General features: G+C 51.5%; 23 protein-coding genes. 9 read left to right on the forward strand and 14 right to left on the reverse strand.

Translation table 11 applies throughout. The features are described from left to right. Nucleotides 1–9 precede the first annotated feature (9 nt). The 8 genes from ACO7SM_RS21870 (at nucleotide 10) to phoU (ending at nucleotide 9112) form a co-directional block, all read left to right on the forward strand. Nucleotides 10–429, forward strand: a complete 420-nt coding sequence (locus tag ACO7SM_RS21870; protein ID WP_162382301.1) for a F0F1 ATP synthase subunit epsilon — start codon at nucleotides 10–12, stop codon at nucleotides 427–429. Between the two features lie 325 nt (nucleotides 430–754). Continuing rightward, nucleotides 755–2125 carry a bifunctional UDP-N-acetylglucosamine diphosphorylase/glucosamine-1-phosphate N-acetyltransferase GlmU gene (gene glmU, locus ACO7SM_RS21875; protein ID WP_490469195.1) on the forward strand — a complete coding sequence of 457 codons (1371 nt, stop codon included), beginning with the start codon at nucleotides 755–757 and terminating at the stop codon, nucleotides 2123–2125. A gap of 199 nt (nucleotides 2126–2324) precedes the next feature. Continuing rightward, complete coding sequence (glmS, locus tag ACO7SM_RS21880) at nucleotides 2325–4154, forward strand: glutamine--fructose-6-phosphate transaminase (isomerizing) (protein ID WP_490469196.1); 1830 nt, start codon at nucleotides 2325–2327, stop codon at nucleotides 4152–4154. Nucleotides 4155–4466: 312 nt separating this feature from the next. Beyond that, nucleotides 4467–5507, forward strand: a complete 1041-nt coding sequence (gene pstS / locus ACO7SM_RS21885) for a phosphate ABC transporter substrate-binding protein PstS (protein WP_490469197.1) — start codon at nucleotides 4467–4469, stop codon at nucleotides 5505–5507. A 144-nt stretch (nucleotides 5508–5651) separates the two neighbouring features. Continuing rightward, entirely contained in the window at nucleotides 5652–6611 is a 960-nt protein-coding gene (gene pstC, locus ACO7SM_RS21890) for a phosphate ABC transporter permease PstC (protein ID WP_490469198.1), read from the forward strand. Then, the gene (gene pstA / locus ACO7SM_RS21895; RefSeq protein ID WP_192614023.1) at nucleotides 6611–7501 is read left to right on the forward strand and encodes a phosphate ABC transporter permease PstA; all 891 of its coding nucleotides are present in this window, start codon (nucleotides 6611–6613) and stop codon (nucleotides 7499–7501) included. Before pstC ends, pstA begins: the two co-directional genes overlap by 1 nt. 97 nt (nucleotides 7502–7598) lie before the next feature. Beyond that, complete coding sequence (gene pstB / locus ACO7SM_RS21900; RefSeq protein WP_490469199.1) at nucleotides 7599–8372, forward strand: phosphate ABC transporter ATP-binding protein PstB; 774 nt, start codon at nucleotides 7599–7601, stop codon at nucleotides 8370–8372. A gap of 14 nt (nucleotides 8373–8386) precedes the next feature. After that, a complete protein-coding gene (gene phoU, locus ACO7SM_RS21905) occupies nucleotides 8387–9112 on the forward strand; it encodes a phosphate signaling complex protein PhoU (RefSeq protein WP_162382308.1) in 726 nt (241 codons plus the stop codon). A gap of 89 nt (nucleotides 9113–9201) precedes the next feature. On the opposite strand, the gene yieH is transcribed toward phoU, so the two are convergent. Further along, on the reverse strand, nucleotides 9202–9867 hold the full coding sequence (gene yieH, locus ACO7SM_RS21910; protein WP_490469200.1) for a 6-phosphogluconate phosphatase: 666 nt from the start codon (nucleotides 9865–9867) through the stop codon (nucleotides 9202–9204). Between the two features lie 166 nt (nucleotides 9868–10033). Between yieH and adeP the strand changes: the two genes are divergently transcribed. Further along, on the forward strand, nucleotides 10034–11371 hold the full coding sequence (gene adeP / locus ACO7SM_RS21915; RefSeq protein ID WP_203359504.1) for an adenine permease AdeP: 1338 nt from the start codon (nucleotides 10034–10036) through the stop codon (nucleotides 11369–11371). Between the two features lie 151 nt (nucleotides 11372–11522). Here adeP and ACO7SM_RS21920 read toward each other — a convergent pair whose 3' ends face one another. From ACO7SM_RS21920 to ACO7SM_RS21980, 13 genes are all read right to left on the reverse strand, one after another. Then, nucleotides 11523–12089 (reverse strand): NADPH-dependent FMN reductase, encoded by a 567-nt coding sequence (locus ACO7SM_RS21920; protein ID WP_490469201.1) that lies wholly within the window; start codon nucleotides 12087–12089, stop codon nucleotides 11523–11525. Nucleotides 12090–12130: 41 nt separating this feature from the next. Next, nucleotides 12131–12880: a 4'-phosphopantetheinyl transferase family protein gene (locus ACO7SM_RS21925; RefSeq protein WP_490469202.1), complete on the reverse strand. Its 750-nt coding sequence runs from the start codon at nucleotides 12878–12880 to the stop codon at nucleotides 12131–12133. Nucleotides 12881–13027: 147 nt separating this feature from the next. Then, on the reverse strand, nucleotides 13028–13987 hold the full coding sequence (yidZ, locus tag ACO7SM_RS21930) for an HTH-type transcriptional regulator YidZ (RefSeq protein WP_490469203.1): 960 nt from the start codon (nucleotides 13985–13987) through the stop codon (nucleotides 13028–13030). Beyond that, nucleotides 13956–15137, reverse strand: a complete 1182-nt coding sequence (locus ACO7SM_RS21935) for an MFS transporter (protein WP_490469204.1) — start codon at nucleotides 15135–15137, stop codon at nucleotides 13956–13958. Before ACO7SM_RS21935 ends, yidZ begins: the two co-directional genes overlap by 32 nt. Nucleotides 15138–15306: 169 nt before the next feature. Next, nucleotides 15307–16557, reverse strand: coding sequence for a low affinity tryptophan permease TnaB (tnaB, locus tag ACO7SM_RS21940; RefSeq protein WP_490469205.1), 1251 nt, complete (start codon nucleotides 16555–16557; stop codon nucleotides 15307–15309). Between the two features lie 69 nt (nucleotides 16558–16626). Continuing rightward, the gene (gene tnaA, locus ACO7SM_RS21945; RefSeq protein ID WP_490469206.1) at nucleotides 16627–18042 is read right to left on the reverse strand and encodes a tryptophanase; all 1416 of its coding nucleotides are present in this window, start codon (nucleotides 18040–18042) and stop codon (nucleotides 16627–16629) included. Nucleotides 18043–18304: 262 nt separating this feature from the next. Beyond that, nucleotides 18305–18379, reverse strand: a complete 75-nt coding sequence (gene tnaC / locus ACO7SM_RS21950; RefSeq protein ID WP_192614432.1) for a tryptophanase leader peptide — start codon at nucleotides 18377–18379, stop codon at nucleotides 18305–18307. 213 nt (nucleotides 18380–18592) lie between these two features. Next, complete coding sequence (gene mnmE / locus ACO7SM_RS21955) at nucleotides 18593–19957, reverse strand: tRNA uridine-5-carboxymethylaminomethyl(34) synthesis GTPase MnmE (protein ID WP_490469207.1); 1365 nt, start codon at nucleotides 19955–19957, stop codon at nucleotides 18593–18595. 70 nt (nucleotides 19958–20027) lie between these two features. Continuing rightward, complete coding sequence (gene yidC, locus ACO7SM_RS21960) at nucleotides 20028–21674, reverse strand: membrane protein insertase YidC (protein ID WP_203359510.1); 1647 nt, start codon at nucleotides 21672–21674, stop codon at nucleotides 20028–20030. Nucleotides 21675–21676: 2 nt separating this feature from the next. Further along, nucleotides 21677–21934: a membrane protein insertion efficiency factor YidD gene (gene yidD / locus ACO7SM_RS21965; RefSeq protein WP_015585463.1), complete on the reverse strand. Its 258-nt coding sequence runs from the start codon at nucleotides 21932–21934 to the stop codon at nucleotides 21677–21679. Beyond that, on the reverse strand, nucleotides 21898–22257 hold the full coding sequence (gene rnpA / locus ACO7SM_RS21970; RefSeq protein WP_042287256.1) for a ribonuclease P protein component: 360 nt from the start codon (nucleotides 22255–22257) through the stop codon (nucleotides 21898–21900). Before rnpA ends, yidD begins: the two co-directional genes overlap by 37 nt. A 16-nt stretch (nucleotides 22258–22273) precedes the next feature. Then, nucleotides 22274–22414, reverse strand: a complete 141-nt coding sequence (rpmH, locus tag ACO7SM_RS21975; RefSeq protein WP_003849659.1) for a 50S ribosomal protein L34 — start codon at nucleotides 22412–22414, stop codon at nucleotides 22274–22276. Nucleotides 22415–22643: 229 nt separating this feature from the next. Then, nucleotides 22644–22799, reverse strand: a complete 156-nt coding sequence (locus tag ACO7SM_RS21980) for a hypothetical protein (RefSeq protein ID WP_490469208.1) — start codon at nucleotides 22797–22799, stop codon at nucleotides 22644–22646. Nucleotides 22800–23071: the final 272 nt, after the last annotated feature.

The following is a 23071-nucleotide window of genomic DNA, read 5'->3' on the forward strand; positions in this document are numbered from 1 at the left end:
GAGGGTGATATGGCAATGACTTACCACCTGGACGTCGTCAGCGCAGAGCAACAAATGTTCTCTGGTCTGGTCGAAAAAATCCAGGTAACGGGTAGTGAAGGTGAACTGGGTATTTACCCGGGCCACGCCCCGCTGCTCACCGCCATTAAGCCTGGTATGATCCGCATCGTTAAACAGTTCGGTCATGAAGAGTTTATCTACCTGTCCGGCGGCATTCTTGAAGTGCAGCCTGGCAACGTGACCGTACTGGCTGATACCGCGATTCGCGGGCAGGATCTCGATGAAGCGAGAGCCCTGGAAGCGAAACGTAAGGCTGAAGAGCACATTAAGAGCTCTCATGGTGACGTGGATTACGCTCAGGCATCTGCGGAACTGGCCAAAGCGATCGCCAAACTGCGCGTTATCGAGTTGACCAAAAAAGCGATGTAACACCGGCTTGAAAGCATAAAAACCAGTCTGAATTCAGGCTGGTTTTTTTTTGCCTTTTCTTCGGTTTCCCGCTTTTTAAGCCCTTTCTTATCCTTTATTCATGGATCAAAAAAAGAGCAAAAACATTAGCCTAAGGACTTAATGAGAGGTATGTCTTACTTTTCAGAAGACAAAAGGCGCGACGATGGACGAAAATGTCTCATTATCTTGTGGGGAAAGACCCCTGATGAGCATTTTATCTACACCCCATTTCACGGCGAAAAAAATGTAGTATTTTCAATGTGAAACGGTATAAATTCGTTCTCTTATCACAGTCAGGATGCGTATGTTGAACAGTGCTATGAGCGTAGTGATCCTTGCCGCAGGTAAAGGCACACGCATGTATTCCGATCTTCCTAAAGTGCTCCATACCCTCGCGGGAAAAGCGATGGTTCAGCATGTCATTGATGCAGCTAATGAAGTTGGCGCATCTCACGTTCATCTGGTCTATGGCCACGGTGGCGATCTGCTTAAGCAGACACTGAAAGAAGACAACCTGAATTGGGTTTTGCAGGCCGAGCAGTTGGGTACAGGTCATGCGATGCAGCAGGCTGCGCCATTCTTTGGCGACGACGAAGACATTTTAATGCTCTATGGCGACGTACCGCTGATTTCAATCGACACATTGCAGCGCCTGCGTGATGCAAAACCGCAGGGCGGCATTGGTTTGCTGACGGTGAAGCTGGATGATCCCACCGGCTATGGCCGTATTACGCGTGAAAACGGTAAGGTCACCGGTATCGTTGAGCACAAAGATGCAAGCGACGAGCAACGTCAGATCCAGGAAATTAATACCGGTATCCTGATTGCCAACGGCGCAGATATGAAACGTTGGTTGTCAAAACTGACGAATAACAATGCTCAGGGCGAGTATTACATCACCGACATTATTGCGCTGGCGTACCAGGAAGGCCGCGAAATCGCCGCCGTTCACCCTGACAGACTCAGCGAAGTGGAAGGCGTGAACAACCGTCTGCAACTCTCCCGTCTGGAACGCGTTTACCAGTCTGAGCAGGCTGAAAAGCTGCTGCTGGCGGGCGTTATGCTGCGTGATCCTTCGCGTTTTGACCTGCGCGGTACGTTATCGCACGGGCGGGATGTTGAAATTGATACTAACGTTATCATCGAAGGCAACGTTACGCTCGGTCATCGCGTGAAGATTGGCGCGGGCTGCGTTATCAAAAACAGTGTGATTGGCGACGATTGTGAAATCAGCCCATACAGCGTAGTGGAAGATGCACATCTGGCAACGGCGTGTACTATTGGCCCGTTCGCGCGTCTGCGCCCAGGTGCTGAACTGCTGGAAGGCGCGCACGTCGGTAACTTTGTCGAGATGAAAAAAGCGCGTCTGGGTAAAGGCTCGAAAGCCGGTCATCTGAGCTACCTGGGTGATGCTGAAATTGGCGATAACGTGAACATTGGTGCAGGTACGATCACCTGTAACTACGATGGCGCGAACAAGTTTAAAACCATTATTGGCGATGATGTGTTTGTCGGATCTGATACCCAACTGGTAGCGCCAGTAAAAGTGGGCAAAGGGGTGACGATCGCGGCGGGTACTACCGTTACTCGTGACGTCGCTGATAACGAACTGGTGATAAGCCGTGTACCGCAAGTCCATAAGCAGGGCTGGAAGCGTCCGGTGAAGAAGAAGTAAATTCAAATTTTGTAGGCCGGGCAACGCGTTTACGCTGCCCTCCGGCAAACAGGGTTGAGGGGATAACATAATCCCCCGCCCAAAAAGCAGTACTTATAAAAATAACCCCACTCTCTACAAGGCTCGGGGCGCCCGAAAATACGGGCATACAGGTTGACCGACAACGACTGGCATACTGCCAAAATCGGAATTAAAAACTATGTGTGGAATTGTTGGCGCTATCGCGCAACGTGATGTAGCAGAAATCCTTCTCGAAGGTTTACGTCGTCTGGAATACCGCGGCTATGACTCTGCGGGCCTGGCTGTGGTCGACAACGAAGGGCACATGACCCGTCTGCGTCGCCTCGGTAAAGTTCAGATGCTGGCACAGGCCGCAGAAGAACACCCGTTGCACGGCGGTACAGGTATTGCTCATACCCGTTGGGCAACCCACGGCGAACCTTCAGAAGCGAATGCGCATCCGCATGTTTCTGAGCACATTGTGGTGGTGCATAACGGCATCATCGAAAACCATGAACCGCTGCGCGAAGAACTGAAGGCGCGTGGTTATACGTTTGTTTCTGAAACTGACACCGAAGTGATTGCTCACCTGGTGCATTGGGAACTGGAACAAGGCGGCACTCTGCGTGAAGCCGTGCTGCGTACTATCCCGCAACTGCGCGGCGCGTACGGTACTGTTATCATGGATACCCGTAAACCGGATACGCTGCTGGCGGCTCGCTCTGGTAGCCCGCTGGTCATTGGTCTGGGTATGGGTGAGAACTTTATCGCTTCCGATCAGCTGGCGCTGCTGCCTGTCACCCGTCGCTTCATCTTCCTGGAAGAAGGCGATATTGCGGAAGTGACCCGTCGTTCCGTCTCTATTTTCGATAAAACGGGCGCGGCAGTGAAACGTCAGGATATCGAATCCAATCTGCAGTACGACGCCGGTGATAAAGGTATTTATCGCCACTACATGCAGAAAGAGATCTACGAACAGCCTAACGCTATCAAAAATACCCTGACCGGACGTATTACTCACGGTGAAGTGGACTTGAGCGAGCTGGGGCCGAAGGCGAACGAACTGTTGGCTCAGGTCGAGCACATTCAGATTATCGCCTGCGGGACTTCCTACAACTCCGGTATGGTATCCCGCTATTGGTTTGAATCTCTGGCAGGGATCCCGTGTGACGTGGAAATCGCGTCTGAATTCCGCTATCGCAAATCCGCCGTGCGTCGCAATAGCCTGATGATCACCCTTTCGCAGTCTGGCGAAACGGCCGATACGCTGGCCGGTCTGCGCTTATCGAAAGAGCTGGGTTATCTGGGTTCCCTGGCGATTTGTAACGTTCCGGGCTCTTCCCTGGTTCGTGAATCTGACCTGGCGATGATGACCAATGCCGGTACCGAAATCGGTGTTGCCTCCACGAAAGCATTTACCACTCAGTTGACCGTTCTGCTGATGCTGGTGGCGAAACTGGCGCGTCTGAAAGGCCTGGATGCCTCTATTGAGCACGACATCGTTCACGGCCTGCAGGCACTGCCGAGCCGCATTGAGCAGATGCTGTCTCAGGATAAACGCATTGAAGCGCTGGCTGAAGATTTCTCTGACAAACACCACGCGCTGTTCCTGGGTCGTGGCGATCAGTATCCGATTGCGCTGGAAGGCGCACTGAAACTGAAAGAGATCTCTTATATTCACGCAGAAGCCTATGCCGCAGGTGAACTGAAGCATGGCCCGCTGGCGCTGATTGATGCAGACATGCCGGTTATTGTAGTGGCTCCGAACAACGAACTGTTGGAAAAACTGAAATCCAACATTGAAGAAGTTCGCGCGCGCGGCGGTCAGTTGTATGTCTTCGCCGATCAGGATGCCGGATTCACCAGCAGCGATAATATGCACATTATTGAAATGCCGCATGTGGAAGAGGCCATTGCGCCGATCTTCTATACGGTACCGCTGCAATTGCTGGCGTATCACGTGGCGCTGATCAAAGGCACCGACGTGGATCAGCCGCGTAACCTGGCAAAATCGGTTACGGTTGAATAATCTGTGAAATGCCCTGCGAAAGCGGGGCATTTTTTATCCCCGTTTTTTTTGAAGCATCCCCCCTCTTTTTCATGTCACAAAGCGTCATATTCAGCTACTGTTTCAGTGTCATAAAAAGAAAATTTCTGCGAAATATTAGTGCCATAAAAACACGTAACGCATTGTTTCTTTATGATGTTTTTTAGAAAATGAGCACCACTTCTTTTGTTGTCATAAAACTGTCATATTTCGTACATTTAACTGTCACCTGTTTGTCCTATTTTGCTTATCGTAGCCACTTAACAATGATTTACGAATCTTGCAGGAGACATTATGAAAGTTATGCGTACCACTGTCGCAACTGTTGTCGCCGCGACCTTATCCATGAGCGCTTTCGCTGTAAACGCAGCGGCAAGCCTGACAGGTGCAGGTGCAACTTTTCCTGCGCCAGTGTATGCCAAATGGGCAGATACCTATCAGAAAGAGACCGGTAATAAAGTCAATTACCAGGGTATCGGCTCCTCCGGTGGTGTTAAACAAATTACTGCAAATACGGTTGATTTCGGCGCATCTGATGCCCCGTTGTCTGATGAAAAGCTGGCTCAGGAAGATCTGTTCCAGTTCCCGACGGTGATCGGTGGTGTGGTGCTGGCGGTGAATATCCCAGGTCTGAAGTCTGGTGAGCTGGTGCTGGACGGTAAAACACTGGGTGACATCTACCTCGGCAAAATCAAAAAGTGGGACGATGAAGCCATCACCAAACTGAACCCTGGTCTGAAACTGCCTTCTCAGAATATTGCCGTTGTGCGTCGTGCTGATGGCTCCGGTACTTCCTTCGTCTTTACCAGCTATCTGGCGAAAGTGAACGAAGAGTGGAAATCGAAAGTCGGTTCCGGCTCGACAGTAAACTGGCCGACCGGTCTGGGTGGTAAAGGTAACGACGGTATCGCCGCGTTCGTACAGCGTCTGCCGGGTTCCATTGGCTACGTTGAATACGCGTATGCCAAACAGAACAGCCTGGCCTACACCAAACTGATCTCCGCCGATGGTAAGCCGGTAAGCCCGACTGAAGAGAACTTCGCCAACGCGGCAAAAGGCGCTGACTGGAGCAAATCATTCGCTCAGGATCTGACGAACCAGAAAGGTGAAGACGCGTGGCCAATTACCTCCACGACCTTCATCCTCGTGCACAAAGTGCAGAAAAAACCTGAGCAGGGCGCTGAAGTGCTGAAATTCTTCGATTGGGCATACAAAAATGGCGGCAAGCAGGCTAACGACCTGGATTATGCCAGCCTGCCAGACAGCGTGGTTGAGCAGGTTCGCGCTGCGTGGAAAACCAACGTGAAAGACAGCAGCGGTAAAGCGCTGTATTAACAGAATATCTTTGACGAATTGGCGGATGGCGCTACGCTTGTCCGCCCTACGGTTCAGACTGTAGGCCCGATAGATAAGCCGGATAAGCGTAGCGCCATCCGGCTTGGGCAACTTCGTAAACGCGTTCAACGGAAAGAGTAATTTATGGCTGCAACTAAGCCTGCTTTTAACCCACCGGGTAAAAAGGGTGACATGATATTCAGCGCGCTGGTAAAACTGGCTGCGCTGCTTGTGCTATTGATGCTGGGCGGCATTATTGTCTCTCTGATCATCTCCTCCTGGCCAAGTATCCAGAAGTTTGGCTTTTCGTTCCTGTGGACCAAAGAGTGGGACGCGCCAAACGATATCTACGGTGCGCTGGTTCCCATTTATGGCACGCTGGTAACCTCATTTATCGCCTTGCTGATCGCCGTTCCGGTGAGTTTCGGCATTGCCTTATTTTTAACGGAACTGGCGCCAAACTGGCTGAGACGTCCGCTGGGGATCGCGATTGAACTGCTGGCCGCTATTCCGAGTATCGTGTACGGCATGTGGGGCTTGTTTATTTTCGCCCCGCTGTTTGCGACCTGGTTCCAGGAGCCGGTAGGGAACGTCCTTTCCAACATTCCGTTTGTTGGCGCACTGTTCTCAGGCCCGGCTTTTGGTATCGGTATCTTAGCCGCTGGTGTGATCCTCGCTATCATGATAATCCCCTACATTGCGGCGGTAATGCGTGATGTATTCGAACAGACCCCGGTGATGATGAAAGAGTCGGCCTACGGCATTGGCTGCACCACCTGGGAAGTTATCTGGCGTATTGTTCTGCCTTACACCAAAAATGGGGTGATTGGCGGCATTATGCTGGGGTTAGGTCGTGCGCTTGGCGAAACCATGGCGGTAACCTTTATCATCGGTAACACCTACCAGCTCGACAGCGCCTCGCTGTATATGCCGGGCAACAGTATTACCTCTGCGCTGGCGAATGAGTTTGCCGAAGCAGAATCGGGGCTGCACGTTGCCGCGCTGATGGAACTGGGCCTGATCCTGTTCGTCATCACCTTTATCGTCCTGGCAGCGTCTAAATTTATGATCATGCGCCTTGCTAAGAACGAGGGGGCACGCTAATGGCTACGATCGAGATGCAATCTACTGCCGCGCTGGCGGAATCCCGCCGCAAAATGCAGGCGCGTCGTCGCATGAAAAACCGCATCGCGCTGACGCTCTCCATGGCGACTATGGCGTTCGGGCTGTTCTGGCTCATTTGGATCCTGTTCTCTACCGTTGTACGCGGTATCGACGGCATGTCGCTGGCGCTGTTCACCGAAATGACGCCACCGCCTAATACGGCGGGCGGCGGTCTGGCAAACGCCCTGGCCGGTAGTGGTTTACTCATTCTGTGGGCGACCGTATTGGGTACGCCACTGGGCATTATGGCGGGGATTTATCTGGCGGAATATGGCCGCAAATCCTGGCTGTCTGAAGTCATTCGCTTCATCAACGACATTCTGCTTTCTGCTCCGTCGATTGTGGTCGGTCTGTTCGTCTACACCATTGTGGTCGCGCAGATGGAACAATTCTCCGGCTGGGCAGGTGTGATTGCGCTGGCGTTGCTGCAGGTGCCTATCGTCATTCGAACCACAGAGAACATGTTGAAACTGGTGCCGGATAGCCTGCGTGAAGCGGCTTATGCGCTGGGTACGCCAAAGTGGAAGATGATCTCTGCGATTACCCTGAAGGCGTCAGTCTCCGGCATCATGACCGGTATTCTGCTGGCGATTGCGCGTATCGCGGGTGAAACCGCCCCGCTGCTGTTTACCGCGCTCTCGAACCAGTTCTGGAGCACCGACATGATGCAGCCGATCGCCAACTTGCCGGTGACCATCTTTAAATTTGCGATGAGTCCGTTTGCTGAATGGCAGCAACTGGCCTGGGCTGGTGTGTTGATTATCACCCTGTGCGTTCTGCTGCTGAATATTCTCGCGCGCGTCATTTTTGCCAAGAATAAACACGGTTAATTTTTTACGCACATATTGGTAGGCCTGATAAGCGTAGCGTCATCAGGCACAATTTTGCGGCGCGGCGAAGGCGGCGTCGAATGAGGAAGAGATTGAAATGAGTATGGTTGAGACAGCCCAAGGTAAGATTCAGGTTCGTGATTTGAACTTCTACTATGGCAAATTCCATGCCCTGAAGAACATCAACCTGGATATCGCGAAGAACCAGGTGACGGCATTCATCGGCCCATCTGGCTGTGGTAAATCCACGTTGCTGCGCACCTTTAACAAAATGTATTCGCTCTACCCCGATCAACGCGCGGAAGGCGAAATTCTGCTGGATGGCGACAATATTCTCACCAATACCCAGGATATCGCGCTGCTGCGCGCTAAAGTGGGCATGGTGTTTCAGAAGCCGACACCGTTCCCGATGTCCATTTACGACAATATCGCGTTTGGCGTGCGTCTGTTTGAGAAGCTCTCCCGCGCCGACATGGATGAGCGTGTTCAGTGGGCTTTGACCAAGGCCGCATTGTGGAACGAAACCAAAGATAAATTGCACCAGAGCGGGTACTCTCTCTCCGGTGGCCAGCAACAGCGTCTGTGCATCGCGCGCGGTATCGCTATTCGTCCGGAAGTGTTGCTGCTGGATGAGCCATGTTCAGCGCTGGACCCCATTTCCACAGGGCGTATTGAAGAGCTGATCACCGAGCTGAAGCAGGATTACACCGTGGTTATCGTAACGCACAACATGCAGCAGGCGGCGCGTTGTTCCGACCACACGGCGTTTATGTATTTGGGCGAGTTGATTGAGTTCAGTAACACGGACGATCTGTTCACCAAGCCCGCTAAAAAGCAAACAGAAGACTACATCACCGGTCGCTACGGCTGATTCAGGAGTGCAACATGGATAACCTCAATCTTAATAAACACATTTCCGGCCAGTTCAACGCTGAACTGGAGAGCATTCGCACTCAGGTGATGACCATGGGCGGGATGGTGGAACAGCAACTGTCTGACGCCATTACCGCCATGCACAACCAGGACGGTGAACTGGCAAAGCGCGTGATTGAAGGCGACAAACAGGTCAACATGATGGAAGTTGCGATTGATGAAGCCTGCGTGCGCATCATCGCCAAACGTCAGCCAACGGCCAGTGACCTGCGTCTGGTGATGGCGATCATCAAAACTATCGCGGAGCTGGAACGTATTGGCGACGTTGCCGATAAAATCTGTCGTACCGCGCTGGAGAAGTTCTCTTCTCAGCATCAGCCGCTGTTGGTGAGTCTGGAATCGTTGGGTCGCCACACTGTACAGATGCTGCATGACGTTCTGGATGCGTTTGCGCGCATGGATCTGGATGAAGCGGTACGTATCTACCGGGAAGACAAAAAAGTCGACCAGGAATATGAAGGCATCGTGCGTCAGTTGATGACGTACATGATGGAAGATCCGCGAACCATTCCGAGCGTACTGACAGCGCTGTTCTGCGCACGTTCGATTGAACGAATCGGCGACCGCTGCCAGAACATTTGTGAATACATCTTCTACTTCGTGAAAGGGCAGGATTTCCGTCACGTCGGCGGCGATGAGCTGGATAAACTGCTGGCGGGAAAAGACCCTAAAGAGTGATTTTATTGGCGGGTGGCGCTTCGCTAACCCGCCCTAAAAAACCACAGATCCTGTAGGCCGGATAAGCGCAGCCGCCATCCGGCTTTTTATTAACGCGTAATATCCCACCCGCGCGCCTTCCACAATTCCGGCAACTGCGCCAAATCCGTAAAGGTCGTTACGTTGGGATGATCGATCGGTTTGTTGTGCGGATCGGCGCAGAAGTAAAACACCTCCATACCCGCATCAATTCCTGACTGTGCGCCAGCGGAAGAGTCATCCACCAAAATGCAGTTCTCCACATTGACGTTCATCGCTTTTGCTGCGTGGAACATCAGCGCCGGGTCTGGCTTCCAGCGTTGAATGTCGTAGCCGCTGAACAGTTTTTCCGGGAAGTGGTGCAACATGCCCAGTTTTCCCAGGGAATGCTGCATTTTACTGACCGGGCCGTTAGAGACGACGCAGATTGGCACCGTCATGCTGTCCAGCAAGGCGTTTGCACCCGCGATCACTTCAAGTTCCGTGTCGAACAGGCGTGCGACCTCGGCGCGGAAGACGCGTTCCAGCTCAGTTTTCGCCAACGCAATATGATGCTCTTCGTTGATGATGTCGATAATCTCGTAGAGTTTTACACCCTTAAAGCGTTTAAACACCTCTTCGAGATCGAGCTTTATGCCAAATTCCTGGAACATGGCGACATACGCACGGGAACAGATCACTTCGCTGTCGACCAGCGTACCGTCGCAGTCAAAAAATACCGCTTCAATCTGGGACATGCCTTTCCTTTTTTGCAAGTTTAACGTTTACGTAATGCAGAATTGAGAGACGCAATCGTTGCCGTATAAGCAAAATCAATGAAAAAAAGTATCTCGCAACCGCCCCTATTGTCGCATTTTGGTATAGGATAGCGACGAATTTTCCCTCCTTGTTCGGAAATTGATAATGAGTCAACAACACACAACCCAGGCTTCTGGTCAGGGTATGCTGGAACGCGTGTTTAAACTGCGCGAACACGGCACGACGGCACGCACCGAAGTGATCGCCGGTTTCACGACCTTCCTGACGATGGTCTATATCGTTTTTGTTAACCCACAAATTCTTGGCGTTGCTGGCATGGATACCAGCGCTGTCTTCGTCACCACCTGTTTGATTGCTGCATTTGGTAGCATCCTGATGGGCCTGTTTGCCAACCTGCCGGTCGCGCTGGCACCTGCAATGGGTCTGAACGCCTTTTTCGCGTTTGTTGTGGTTCAGGCAATGGGCCTGCCGTGGCAGGTCGGGATGGGCGCCATTTTCTGGGGCGCTGTTGGTCTGCTGTTGTTGACCATCTTCCGCGTACGTTACTGGATGATTGCCAATATTCCGGTCAGTCTGCGCGTAGGCATCACCAGCGGTATCGGCTTGTTCATTGGCATGATGGGGCTGAAAAATGCCGGTGTCATTGTCGCCAATAAAGACACGCTGGTGGCGATTGGAAATCTGACGTCGCACAGCGTTCTGCTGGGCGTGCTGGGTTTCTTTATCATCGCTATTCTGGCATCGCGCAACATTCACGCGGCGGTGCTGGTGTCTATCGTGGTCACAACGCTGCTGGGCTGGATGTTGGGTGATGTGCACTACAACGGTATCGTCTCTGCGCCGCCAAGCGTCACGACTGTGATTGGCCATGTGGATCTGGCCGGTTCACTGAATCTGGGTCTGGCTGGCGTCATTTTCTCTTTCATGTTGGTTAACCTGTTTGACTCCTCCGGTACGCTGATTGGCGTGACCGACAAAGCGGGTCTGGCCGATGAGAAAGGGAAGTTCCCACGTATGAAACAGGCGCTGTTTGTCGACAGCGTATCCTCGGTGGCGGGTTCGTTTATCGGCACCTCTTCCGTGACGGCGTATATTGAATCCTCTTCCGGTGTTTCAGTTGGTGGACGTACCGGTCTGACGGCGGTTGTCGTGGGCTTGCTGTTCCTGCTGGTTATCTTCCTGTCGCCACTGGCGGGAATGGTGCCGGGTTATGCGGCCGCGGGTGCGCTGATTTATGTCGGTGTACTGATGACCTCCAGCCTTGCGCGCGTGAAGTGGGACGATTTAACCGAGTCCGTACCGGCCTTTATCACCGCCGTGATGATGCCGTTCAGTTTCTCTATCACTGAAGGTATCGCGCTGGGCTTTATCTCTTACTGTGTGATGAAAATCGGCACCGGTCGCTTGCGCGATCTCAGCCCTTGCGTGGTTGTAGTGGCGTTGCTGTTCATACTGAAGATTGTGTTTATCGACGCGCACTGATTGGCGATAGCTCTGTATTTTTGTCGGGTGGCGCTGCGCTTACCCGACCTACAAGGCCACGTGGGTTCGTGGGCCTGATAAGCGAAGCGCCATCAGGCATAACCACATAAATCATTTCAAATCAAAGCCCGGCACTGTCGCCGGGCTTTTTTTATGCTTTAACCCGCTGAATATACTCGCCAAACGCGGTCAGTTGACCCGTCAGATGATCCAGCGTGCTTTGGTCAATCACTTCGCCATTTTGCGGATCCACTTTGTTTTGAATCACGCCACCCATAAATTCAGGCTTATTCATTACCATGGCGTCGAGGAAAACCAGAATCTGACGCAGATGATACTGACAGCGCGCGCCGCCGATAGCGCCCATTGAACTGGTCTGGATCAGCACCGGTTTTCCAGACAGTGGCTGGTCGGGCAGGCGGGACAGCCAGTCGATGGCATTTTTCAGGCCACCCGGTACGGAGTAGTTATATTCCGGCGTCACAATGACCACCCCATCCGCTTGACGAATTTGATCCGCCAGCGCTTCTACGCTCTGCGGAAAACCCTCTTCTTGTTGCAGATCGGCGTCATACAATGGGATGTCGCCAATGGACGGCAATGCGTTGATTTCCATGCCTGTCGGGGCAATTTTTGGCAGGGTACGGGCAACCATCCCATTAAATGAGCCTTTGCGCAGGCTCCCCAGTAACGTAACAACCTTCAACGTTTCAGACATGATTACTCCTTTTTCATCATGATGGCCGGGATGTGGCCGGGTCAGTTATGTGTACACGATTTAACGGTGGATAATTGGGCGAATCGCATCAGGCGACCGGTGGATGCGTTGGCGCGAGTCTGGATATCGGGCAGGCTTTTCCACCCCTGTTGACTATCAAACTCCCAAACCTTCAGCTTTTCAATGGCGGGCGAGACGGCAACCGACCATACCAGCACATCTTCCGCATCGCAGAGGGCTTCGATTTGTGCAACATGAGCGCACTTCAGACGACCAGCAACGGGGATCAACTGGAGCTCTCGTGGGTCATCGTTGAGGACATCGCCAGTGAGTTTCAGTACGCTCTGGCGCAAGGTGATGAGCTGCGCACGTGCTTCATTAGGGTCGTTTTGATTGTTGATCCACAGGGTTTCATTGCTGGAGAACACCGGGTTTCCTGCTGAATGTGGGCTGTGAAAGCCACGGGTTGCACGTTGCAACTCCATATCCAGACCGCATTCGCCTTCGGTTGTCAGCGCAATGCCGACCATATTTCCGGCGTATGCGATGGAGAAATCGGGCAGGTTGCGATCGCGAAACGTGGGTTTGCCTTTCGCCTGGACAGCTATCTCTGGTAGTTCGCTGATGCCATAAAGCATAAACATCAGTTCAGCGAGTAAGGCCCGGGAGGCAAGGAACCGCGTGCGGCGATGAGTGGGAAGATTATTGGCCTCAATATGGCATTGAGAAGGGAGCCGGACTGAAACTAAATGTCCCTCCGTCAGAATCCCTCTGGCAAAATGTGTCGCCATTTTTCGCTCCGTGATTAATGGTCCGTGATTATTATGAGAGTAACATTTACATGAATTATGGACAGACTTAACCGCGCAAAAATTCGACTGAATCAGGGTACCTTACGTGACATTTACATTTCCCTTACCTAAATGGCTAATTCAGCGTCAGGAAAGGGGGCTGTAGAGGGCTTTAAGTGTCTCCCTTAACCAGACAATTTTCGGGTTATGGCTGTTGCGTTTATGCCAGAGGAGGGTGAACGGCACCATGAGCTTTTCCCGCTGTGCGGCGTCAAAAGGCAAGGGGCGCGCAACTAACGGGAGTTGGTGGAGTTGGTTATAACGCTGACAATAAAGCGGCGCGGTCGCCAGAAGCGAGTGATCGGGTTGCGCCGCCATAAACAGCGATTGTTCAAACCCAGGTAGACTTAAGGCGATGTTGCGTTTACGCCCCATCTCCTGCAGCACGTCATCGAGCGCCCAGGTATCGCTTTGCTCCCAGCAGATGCTGATATGCGGATAGCGCAGGAAGGTTTCAAGATTCCACTCTTCCCGCAGCGCCGGATGATCTTCCCGCAGCCATACCCACGGTAAGTCGGTGAACAGCACTTCAAAATCGATCGATAAAGGCAGCAGGCTCAGCAACTCTCGCGAACGTGGATGGCTCTCACGGCCGGTAAAACCAATATCGACCTCGCCACGCGTGATGGCGTCCAGCGAGTCGTAATCCCAGTTGCGGACTTTAATGGAGGCCTGCGGATAGCGCTGATAGATCTGTTGCGACAGAGAATTGAACATGATCATCATCAGCGGCGTCTCGGCGACCAGATCGAACTTCAGCCCTCGTGGCGTCTCGTTATGCGGCTTATCCAGCAGTTGATTACCCATCTGCATCCAGTCCGCCAGATTCTGCTCCATACTCAGCATCAGCGGCGTTGGCGTCAGTCCGAGCGGCGTATTCACGAACAGCGGGTCGTCGAACCATGCCCGCAACTTCGACAGCGATTTGCTCACTGCCGAAGGGGTAACGCTCATCCGTTTCGCCGCTTTGGTTACGCTGCGCTCCTGCATCAGAAGCTGCAGGCATAACAACAAATTAAGATCGAGACTGGTGATGGATTTCTTCATGGTCGGGTGCAGACCTGTTGGGTGCGACGAGCATAATCAGCAAGAGGCTGACTATGCTACAACCAATCAGAATCCCGATCAGCATATTCAGCGCGTTGATGCCAACAATGGCGGCCAGCCAAATCCACAGCGACGAACCGCAAACCTGTGCAATCCCCAGCGCTGAACTGGCGACGCCAGCCCGCAAAGAAAAGGGACCCAGCGCCTGACTCATTGCCACGCCAAAGCCGACCGAGAAACCCGCGCAGATAAGCGTCAGGCCAAACAGTGTCACCGCGTTGCTGGTGGCGAGGCTGAGCACCACGCCTGCCGCCAGAAACAGCCCCTGTGAGGTAACCATTAATGTACGTGGCTTAAACACGCCTAACGCAAATGGCGTAGAGAACGAAACGGCCATGCTGATGCCAGCGGTCAGTGCCATGGTGGTGGCATATTCACCGCGATCAAAACCCATCACTTCCATCAGCAGTACCGGTGAGGTATTCACAAAGGTGAGGATAACCGAGACGCTCAGCGTGGTGATTGCCAGACGGCTGAGGAAAAAACGATTGATCAGCGACTCTGCACTTTGTGGCGAGCATGAAGACGATGAAGGGGTGGTTGGGCGTGTTTCCCGCAGGATGAACAATGACAGCAGGCACACTGCGATGCCCATCGCAATCATGGTGTAAAACAGGCTTTGCCACGGGAATCGAAGCATGATCAGATGCCCCAGAACCGGCGCCAGCACCGGGACAATACAGGTTATTCCGTTAAGCAGTGACAGTACTTTCGCCCGGCGGCGATCGTCCAGCGTATCGCGCAAGATGGCAAAGGCCACCACGTAGCAGCACCCCGCGCCAATGCCCTGAATAAAGCGTCCGGTTAAAAACATCGAACCGTCCTGCGCGAGCGAACAGAGCGTAGAGGCAAAGATGAATATCACCGCACCGACGACGGCAACAGGTTTACGCCCGGAGCGGTCGGCCACTTTTCCGGCGAATAACATGGCGGTTGCCATCCCGGCCAGATAGACAGAGAACGCAATATGCAACTGCGCTTCACTGGCCTTCAGATCGGCGGCAATTCGCGGTAAACCCACCAGATACATATCAATACCGGCGGGATAGAGTAAAACAAGGGCAAAACTGCAGAGTAGAAAGCGGGTCATAGCGTCCTCACGATAAGCGTGGCGCTAAGCATACGGGGAGGTGTTCTGTGAGACGAGTTGCCATTTGGACAACAGTGATTTCCTGTAAGGAAAATGAAAAAGGAAAACATACGCCAACAGCGTTTTCGATCTCTCTGTTAGCGTATGCTTCACGACAAACTAAACGTACTCAACCAAATTTGGGCAAGATATTAAATACGTTTCCAAACCAGCAAAAAATAACCACGACACCAAAAATAATGACGACCGAAGGGATCGCGAGACCACCCCAGACTGTCAGCATTTGGTTTGGAAACTTCTTTCTGGATTTCATGGCCAGAACGGCAGGAATGATAACCGCCCAGATTGTGGCACAAAGCCCCGCGCCGCCAATCCCGTAAATGAACCCATTAGGAAAGATTAAGTACAGAACCGCAGGAGGTATAAAGGTTAATAGTACCGTTTTAAAACGACCTGAGTGTGAATTATCAATTTTAAAAAGATCGGCAAGATAATCAAAAAGCCCTAAGGTGACACCGAAGAAAGAGCTGGCAACGGCTAAGTTCGAAAAAACGAGAAGACAAAACTCAATGACGCCATGCTGTTTTGTGCCGAGAAAGGATTTTACCAGCGAGTCAACGTTCCCACCTGACGAAATAATCTCTTTAAAGCTCTCGCGTGGGATGTTCCCCATCGTGCAATACAGCCAGAACAGATAAACAAAGAGGGCCAGCAGAGAACCAAAAACAATGCTTTTGATTAGCTTATCTTTTCTTTTTCCGTAGCAAATGATAAGGCTGGGAATGTTGCCATGAAAACCAAAAGAAGCCAGACAGACAGGCATTGCCATTAATACATAGGGGTAATACGACACCTCATTGTTCGTTGTAACACTGATGTCGCGTAATATAGAGTAATCAACCTGGAAGAATAAAGAGCCAAAAACAACCACGAAGGCAATTATTTTTAAACCTAAGAATAATGATGTGATCCTGCTGGCCGCTAACGAACTAAACCATAAAACACACGCCACAAAAACTGCGGTACTAATCCCAATGATACGCGGGTTAACATGGTGCCCTGAGTTCATTGCAATGGTTTCGCTTATTATTGCCCCATTTGCTGAGATGTAAGCATACGTAAGAATATAGAGAACAAATGCTACCGTGATACCGCTTACGATGTTCCATTTATTGCCAATCAAATCTTTTGTAATGGTGTTGAAACTGGAACCTACTGGGTAGTTTAAGTTAGCTTCTAACAATAATAATCCGGAGTGCAACATTGAAAACCAGGCGATTATTAATATAAAAGCCCCCCAGAAAAACCAGGAGCCAGCGAGATCTACAGGTAAAGCAAACATCCCTCCACCAATTACTGTACCTGCAATGACCATTATTCCCCAAAAGGAAGAATGTTTCGCGTTTGAGTTGTCGTCCATTATGCATCCTTAAACCAGGAGGCCAATTAATGAAATGGCTATGTTTCCATAGCCATTCTAATTATGTTATTAGATTTCTTTGAGTTTTGCCGTAAAGTGGCGTAACACTTTAGGTTCGTATGTGAATGTTAATCCTTTTATGTTTACAGCATTTTCTTTAACATGCTTAAATGCTTCAATAATAAAGTCCATATGGGATTGGGTGTAGGTTGCACGAGGGATGGTTAACCGAAGTAACTCGGCAGGACAAGGCATTTGTTTGCCTGTTTTTGGATCCCGACCTAATAAAAACGAACCAATTTCAACCGCTCTGATCCCCGCGACTTTATATAACTCACATGCGAGTGCCTGCGCCGGGAACTGCTCTGCCGGAATGTGCGGCAATAATTTACCTGCATCAACAAACGCCGCGTGGCCGCCCGCTTGCTGACACACAACGCCGATTTCTTCCAGTCCATCAACTAAGTATTGAACCTGCGCAATACGGTATGCCAGCCAGTCATTGTTCATACCGTCATAGAGGCCAACCGCCAGTCGCTCCATGGCACCGCCTTCCAGGCCGCCATAGGTGGGGAAACCTTCCTGAACGACACAAATGGTACGGCACTCGGTATAAACATCGAAATAGGTATCATCCTTGATACACAGTAATCCCCCCATCGGAACCATGGCATCTTTTTTCGCTGACATGGCTAACATATCTGCGTATTTGTAAGTTTCGCGGGTGATCTCTTCAACACTCCAGTCTTTATACTCAGCTTCGCGCTGCTTGATAAAATAGGCATTCTCAGCAAAGCGTGCGGAGTCCATAACGACGGGAATATCGTACTTTTTAGCAATGCGGTACATGGCTTTTAAGTTTGCCAGTGAGACAGGCTGCCCACCTGCTGAGTTACTGGTAATGGTTGCGACAATGTATGGCACATTATTGGCGCCGACCTCTTCAATACCACTTTTCAGCCCTTGCAGATCAAAATTGCCTTTGAAGTCGTAACGCACGCCGGTATCAAACGCTTCTTTGATATAGACGTTACGAACCGTACAGCCATTTATCTGGCTATGGCCCTGGGTAGTATCAAAGAAATAGTTTGAGAACGCGACCATCCTGGTTTTATCTAACCCTTTTTCTTGTTCGCGTTTTTTTATTAATACAGGGATATAAATTTGCTCTGCACCGCGCCCCTGGTGGGTAGGGATTGTGTGTTGATAACCAAATATATTTTTTACTGCATCGGCTAAAGCATAATAACTACGGCTACCGCTATAGGCTTCATCGCCACGCAACATTGCTGCTTGCATATTCTGAGTGACAGCTCCGGTGCCGCTGTCTGTCAGTAAATCAATAAAGACATCTTCACTATCCAGAAGAAATGGGTTCATTCCGGAGGCAATAATCGCTTTCTCACGGTGTTCTCTGGTCGTACGTTTTACGGGTTCAATAACTCTGATGCGAAATGGCTCGGGTAAATGTTTGAAATTTTCCATGATATAACCCTTCAATTAATTTAGGTACAACGTTCCCTGTGACTGTTTATTGAAAACAGCCATTCTTGTTTAACCGGTATACCTGTTCTGCTTCAGGTTACATGCCTACAGGCGACGTTCATTTACCCATATTCCGAATAGACACAAGAATACCGGGTTGCTTTTGCAGTCAGTCATGAAGCTTGAATTATTTAAGGCATACCAAAAAATCAGATCATACGGAATCTAATTTTTGATTATATAGAGAGAGAAATGAAATGCGTTAAGGACGGTCATCGACAATCTTATTATCGATGTTAAACCATTTTGAGGTGATGTATGAATTTAAGATAATCATGATATGCTTATCCTCATTTAGATACCATGATACATTATTGCAATAAAATTATTTGTCTACCGTTACCTTAAACACTTGTGATTGTAATCACAGTAAATTAAAAACCAGAATATATAACATAATTGTTAATATGAGATATTAATCACGAATAATTAAAGGAGGCTCCGCATTAACAAAACGTTAATGCGGAAGAGGCAGGGTTATTATTTGAGGTTACTTACCGATACAGAAACTGGAGAAGATCCGCCCCAGCAGATCGTCGGAGGTAAACTCCCCGGTTATCTCGCTCAAGCTTTGCTGCGCCAGGCGCAGTTCTTCTGCCAGCAGTTCGCCAGCCCATGCACCCAGCAGTTGTGCTTTCCCTTGCTGGAGATGCTCAGCGGCTTCTGCCAGCGCCTGCAAGTGACGACGACGCGCCAGGAAGCCGCCTTCCATATTGGTTTCAAAGCCCATGCTTTGCTTAAGATGGTCACGTAGCTCGTCCACACCTTCGCCAGTACGGGCGGAGAGGCGAACCAGTGAGTGATCGTTCACTTCGCTGATCCCCAGCGTCTCGCCGGTAATATCGGCTTTGTTGCGCACGACAGTGATCGGCAGCTTAGCAGGCAGACGAGCGATAAAGTCCGGCCAGATCTCTGCCGGGTCGGTCGCGTCAGTCGTCGTGCCGTCCACCATAAACAGCACGCGGTCGGCTTGTTCAATCTCCTGCCACGCGCGCTCAATGCCGATACGTTCTACCTCATCATTAGCATCGCGCAGACCGGCGGTGTCGATGATGTGCAACGGCATACCGTCAATGTGAATATGCTCGCGCAGTACGTCGCGCGTTGTCCCGGCAATATCGGTCACTATCGCGGCTTCACGCCCCGCCAGCGCATTCAACAGGCTCGATTTACCCGCGTTGGGGCGACCCGCAATGACCACCTTCATTCCTTCACGCAGCAGGCTTCCCTGACGCGCTTCAGCACGCACGGCGTCGAGATCGGCGATAACGCCATTTAGCTGCGCTTCAATTTTGCCGTCCGACAGGAAGTCGATCTCCTCATCGGGGAAGTCAATCGCCGCTTCCACGTAGATGCGCAGGTGAGTGAGTGCTTCCACAAGATGATTTACGCGCGCGGAAAACGCCCCTTGCAGCGAGTTCAGCGCTGAACGCGCCGCTTGCTCTGAACTGGCGTCAATCAGGTCAGCAATCGCTTCTGCCTGGGCCAGATCGAGCTTATCGTTGAGGAACGCCCGCTCGGAGAATTCACCGGGTTTTGCAATGCGCAGACCCGGGATCGTCAAAATGCGTTTTAACAGCAGGTCGAGAATCACCGGGCCGCCGTGTCCTTGCAGTTCCAGTACGTCTTCGCCCGTGAACGAGTTCGGGCCGGGGAACCACAGCGCGATCCCCTGGTCGAGTGCGGTGCCATCGGCATCTTTAAACGGCAGGTAGTCGGCATAACGCGGTTTTGGCAGTTTGCCCAGTACAACTTCGGCAACCTCACGCGCCTTGAGGCCGGAGATACGCAGGATGCCGACGCCACCGCGTCCCGGTGGGGTAGCCTGGGCGACGATAGTGTCGTTGTGGCTCATGATATGTCTCGTTGAATACAAATAAAAAAGGCGGTCATTTGACCGCCTTCCATAGAGCTATGACTTACTGTCAGGAGCTTTTCTTCTCGCGGCTATGCAGGCCACGTTTCTCCAGACCACGGTAAATCAGTTGCTGCTGGATAATGGTCACCAGGTTGCTGACGATATAGTACAGCACCAGACCTGACGGGAACCACAGGAAGAACACCGTGAAGATGACCGGCATAAAGGTCATGATCTTCTGCTGCATCGGGTCGGTCACCGTGGTCGGCGACATCTTCTGGATGAAGAACATCGTCACGCCCATCAGGATCGGCAGAATGTAGTACGGGTCTTGTGCAGACAAGTCGTGGATCCACAGGGCGAACGGCGCATGACGCAGTTCAATGGAGCCCATCAGCATGTAGTACAGCGCAAGGAAGATTGGCATCTGGATGATCAGCGGGAAGCAGCCACCCAGCGGGTTAACCTTCTCAGCTTTGTACAGTGCCATCATTTCCTGGCTCTGACGCTGTTTGTCATCGCCCAGACGCTCACGCATTGCCGCAATTTTCGGCTGCAGCATACGCATCTTCGCCATGGAGGTGTACTGCGCTTTGGTCAGCGGGTACATGATGCCACGAACGATAAAGGTGATAACGATGATGGAGAAGCCCCAGTTACCCAGGAAGCTGTGGATCCATTTCAGCAGTTTAAACAGCGGCTGAGAGATGAACCACAACCAGCCGTAATCCACGGTCAGATCCAGGTGCGGTGCAACGGCCGCCATTTTATCCTGAATTTCCGGGCCGACCCACAGGGTGCTGGTCATCGCGCCAGTCTGGCCTGGCTGTACCAGCACCGGCTGAGATTTGTAGCCGATGGCAGCAATGCCGTTACCCAGATTAGCGGTATAGAAGTTGTTGGTGCCGTCATTACGCGGAACCCACGCCGTTGCGAAATACTGTTGCAACATTGCCACCCAGCCGTTGTGCGCGCTGACGTTCAGGTTTTCGTTTTCGGCAATGGTCTCGAATTTGTATTTCTCATACTTCTCATCAGGCGTGGAGTACGCTGCGCCACGGAAAGTATGCAGCGCAAAGTTGCTGCTACCGGTGTCGCGATGAGAAGGCAGATTGATGGATTGCTTCAACTGACCAAAGGTGGAGATCTCCAGCGGTTTTTCGCCGGCGTTCTGCACGCTGTAGTTCACATTGACAGCATACTCACCGCGCTTCAGTACAAACGTTTTAGTAAACGTGTTGCCAGCGGAGTCAGTGTAGGTCATCGGGATCTGCAGTTCGTTCTGACCATCCGCCAGCACAAAGGCGTCTTTTTCGACGTTGTACTGTGGACGTGGGCCGTTAGCCGGGTTATCCGGGCCGTCACGACCTGTCAGGCCACTTTGTGCCTGATAAATGAACTGCGGAGTTGTTTCCAGTAACTGGAACGGCTCTTTAGAACCGAGCTCTTTCGGGTAAGCCGGCAGCTGAGCCTGCTCAACATCACCACCACGGGTGTTGATGGTCAGATCAAGCACGTCGGTTTTAACCGTAATCAGTTTCCCCTGGCCACTGGCCGGTACGCCCTGGTCTGCGGCGCTACCCGCTGCGGTGGTCGTTGTCTGCGTGGTCTGTTGAGTCTGAGGTTGCGGATTTTTATCCTGCTCCCAGGCTTGCCAGATCATGAAAGACACGAACAGCAAAGCGATGACTAAAAGATTGCGTTGCGAATCCATCGTTAGTGTTCTCTGGTATCAAATGGTCCGGGTGGGACGGGATCGTCACCACCAGGGTGTAAAGGGTGGCATTTTAATACGCGTTTCACCGTCAACCAACTGCCTTTTATCACTCCAAACCTGCGCAATGCCTCAATTCCGTAGCTTGAACAGGTTGGCGTGAAACGACAATGCGGCCCAAGCAGCGGACTGATCAGGCGTTGATAGACCCTTATAAGGCCTATCAGGACCCGCGAGCCAGGCGACAGTGGCGGCGCCATAATTTTTCCAACGCTTCCGAGAGAGCACGGTTATCGAGGTCAGCAACCCCCTTTTTCGCCACGACCACGAAATCCATTGCTGGAAGCTCGTGCTGACGCAGACGGAAGCTTTCACGCGTCAGACGTTTAATCCGATTGCGTTCATGGGCACGTCGAACGTTTTTCTTGGCGACGGTAAGACCGATACGGGGATGCCCCAGCGAATTCAGGCGGCCGAGGATGGTGATTTGCGGCGTGCCAGCCCGTTGTGGCTGCTGGAAGACGAATGTGAAATGATTGGGAGTTAACAAACGTAACTCCCTGGGAAATGCGAGCTTAACCACTCAGGGGTTAGCTTTATTACTTGGAAACGGTCAGACGAGAACGGCCTTTAGCACGACGACGTGCCAGAACCTGACGACCATTTTTAGTAGCCATACGAGCACGGAAGCCGTGAGAACGGTTGCGCTTCAGTACAGACGGTTGAAAAGTGCGTTTCATGGCGATTTCTACCTAAACTTGAATAAATTCAATGGCTTTTACAGATATCCGAGCAAACATCGAACGACGGACGTCGAAGCCATGGGTGATTAAAGAGGCCGGATTGTAATAATTGTACACTCCGGAGTCAATTCTCTTTCCTTAAATCCCTGCGTTTTTCGCACGTTTTCGCGTGGAAAATGAGCAGCATTAACGCCGTAATTACGGGCATTACGCGCCGGGGGGAAGATTATAAAGGCTGACGGGCAAAGCGCAAGGATCGCACGGGATCTTTATTAGATCGTTTAAGTAGCAAAGTGGCTTTACTCAGTAATTTTTCCAATATGCGTGCGAAATCCTGCAGCACTTCCCCAGGATCGTTTACACTTACCCGCTTCTGGATCATCCTGTGGATAAATCGGGAAGAATCTGTGAGAAACAGAAGATCTCTCGCGCAGTTTAGGCTATGATCCGCGGTCCTGATCGTTTCAACGGATCCTGGTCAGGCTTTAACGCGACATTCTTCAGGTGCGCCATGGTGTCGCCTTTAGGATCCCGTGTATAACCGCAGAAAGCGGTTCGTGCGTCACCCTCATGCAGGGTCTTTTCGACGTGCGCCAACAATCATGAATGTTTCAGCCTTTGTCATTATCGACTTTTGTTCGAGTGGAGTCCGCC

The sequence above is a fragment of the Citrobacter sp. LJND-P06 genome, from assembly GCF_058188415.1.

What these genes read in the sequence shown, in the direction of transcription:
- ACO7SM_RS21870 (WP_162382301.1), top strand. Translation starts at nt 10, where the DNA reads ATGGCAATGACTTACCACCTGGACGTCGTCAGCGCAGAGCAACAAATG.
- glmU (WP_490469195.1), top strand. Translation starts at nt 755, where the DNA reads ATGTTGAACAGTGCTATGAGCGTAGTGATCCTTGCCGCAGGTAAAGGC.
- glmS (WP_490469196.1), top strand. Translation starts at nt 2,325, where the DNA reads ATGTGTGGAATTGTTGGCGCTATCGCGCAACGTGATGTAGCAGAAATC.
- pstS (WP_490469197.1), top strand. Translation starts at nt 4,467, where the DNA reads ATGAAAGTTATGCGTACCACTGTCGCAACTGTTGTCGCCGCGACCTTA.
- pstC (WP_490469198.1), top strand. Translation starts at nt 5,652, where the DNA reads ATGGCTGCAACTAAGCCTGCTTTTAACCCACCGGGTAAAAAGGGTGAC.
- pstA (WP_192614023.1), top strand. Translation starts at nt 6,611, where the DNA reads ATGGCTACGATCGAGATGCAATCTACTGCCGCGCTGGCGGAATCCCGC.
- pstB (WP_490469199.1), top strand. Translation starts at nt 7,599, where the DNA reads ATGAGTATGGTTGAGACAGCCCAAGGTAAGATTCAGGTTCGTGATTTG.
- phoU (WP_162382308.1), top strand. Translation starts at nt 8,387, where the DNA reads ATGGATAACCTCAATCTTAATAAACACATTTCCGGCCAGTTCAACGCT.
- yieH (WP_490469200.1), bottom strand. Translation starts at nt 9,867, where the DNA reads ATGTCCCAGATTGAAGCGGTATTTTTTGACTGCGACGGTACGCTGGTC.
- adeP (WP_203359504.1), top strand. Translation starts at nt 10,034, where the DNA reads ATGAGTCAACAACACACAACCCAGGCTTCTGGTCAGGGTATGCTGGAA.
- ACO7SM_RS21920 (WP_490469201.1), bottom strand. Translation starts at nt 12,089, where the DNA reads ATGTCTGAAACGTTGAAGGTTGTTACGTTACTGGGGAGCCTGCGCAAA.
- ACO7SM_RS21925 (WP_490469202.1), bottom strand. Translation starts at nt 12,880, where the DNA reads ATGGCGACACATTTTGCCAGAGGGATTCTGACGGAGGGACATTTAGTT.
- yidZ (WP_490469203.1), bottom strand. Translation starts at nt 13,987, where the DNA reads ATGAAGAAATCCATCACCAGTCTCGATCTTAATTTGTTGTTATGCCTG.
- ACO7SM_RS21935 (WP_490469204.1), bottom strand. Translation starts at nt 15,137, where the DNA reads ATGACCCGCTTTCTACTCTGCAGTTTTGCCCTTGTTTTACTCTATCCC.
- tnaB (WP_490469205.1), bottom strand. Translation starts at nt 16,557, where the DNA reads ATGGACGACAACTCAAACGCGAAACATTCTTCCTTTTGGGGAATAATG.
- tnaA (WP_490469206.1), bottom strand. Translation starts at nt 18,042, where the DNA reads ATGGAAAATTTCAAACATTTACCCGAGCCATTTCGCATCAGAGTTATT.
- mnmE (WP_490469207.1), bottom strand. Translation starts at nt 19,957, where the DNA reads ATGAGCCACAACGACACTATCGTCGCCCAGGCTACCCCACCGGGACGC.
- yidC (WP_203359510.1), bottom strand. Translation starts at nt 21,674, where the DNA reads ATGGATTCGCAACGCAATCTTTTAGTCATCGCTTTGCTGTTCGTGTCT.
- yidD (WP_015585463.1), bottom strand. Translation starts at nt 21,934, where the DNA reads ATGGCGCCGCCACTGTCGCCTGGCTCGCGGGTCCTGATAGGCCTTATA.
- rpmH (WP_003849659.1), bottom strand. Translation starts at nt 22,414, where the DNA reads ATGAAACGCACTTTTCAACCGTCTGTACTGAAGCGCAACCGTTCTCAC.
- ACO7SM_RS21980 (WP_490469208.1), bottom strand. Translation starts at nt 22,799, where the DNA reads ATGATCCAGAAGCGGGTAAGTGTAAACGATCCTGGGGAAGTGCTGCAG.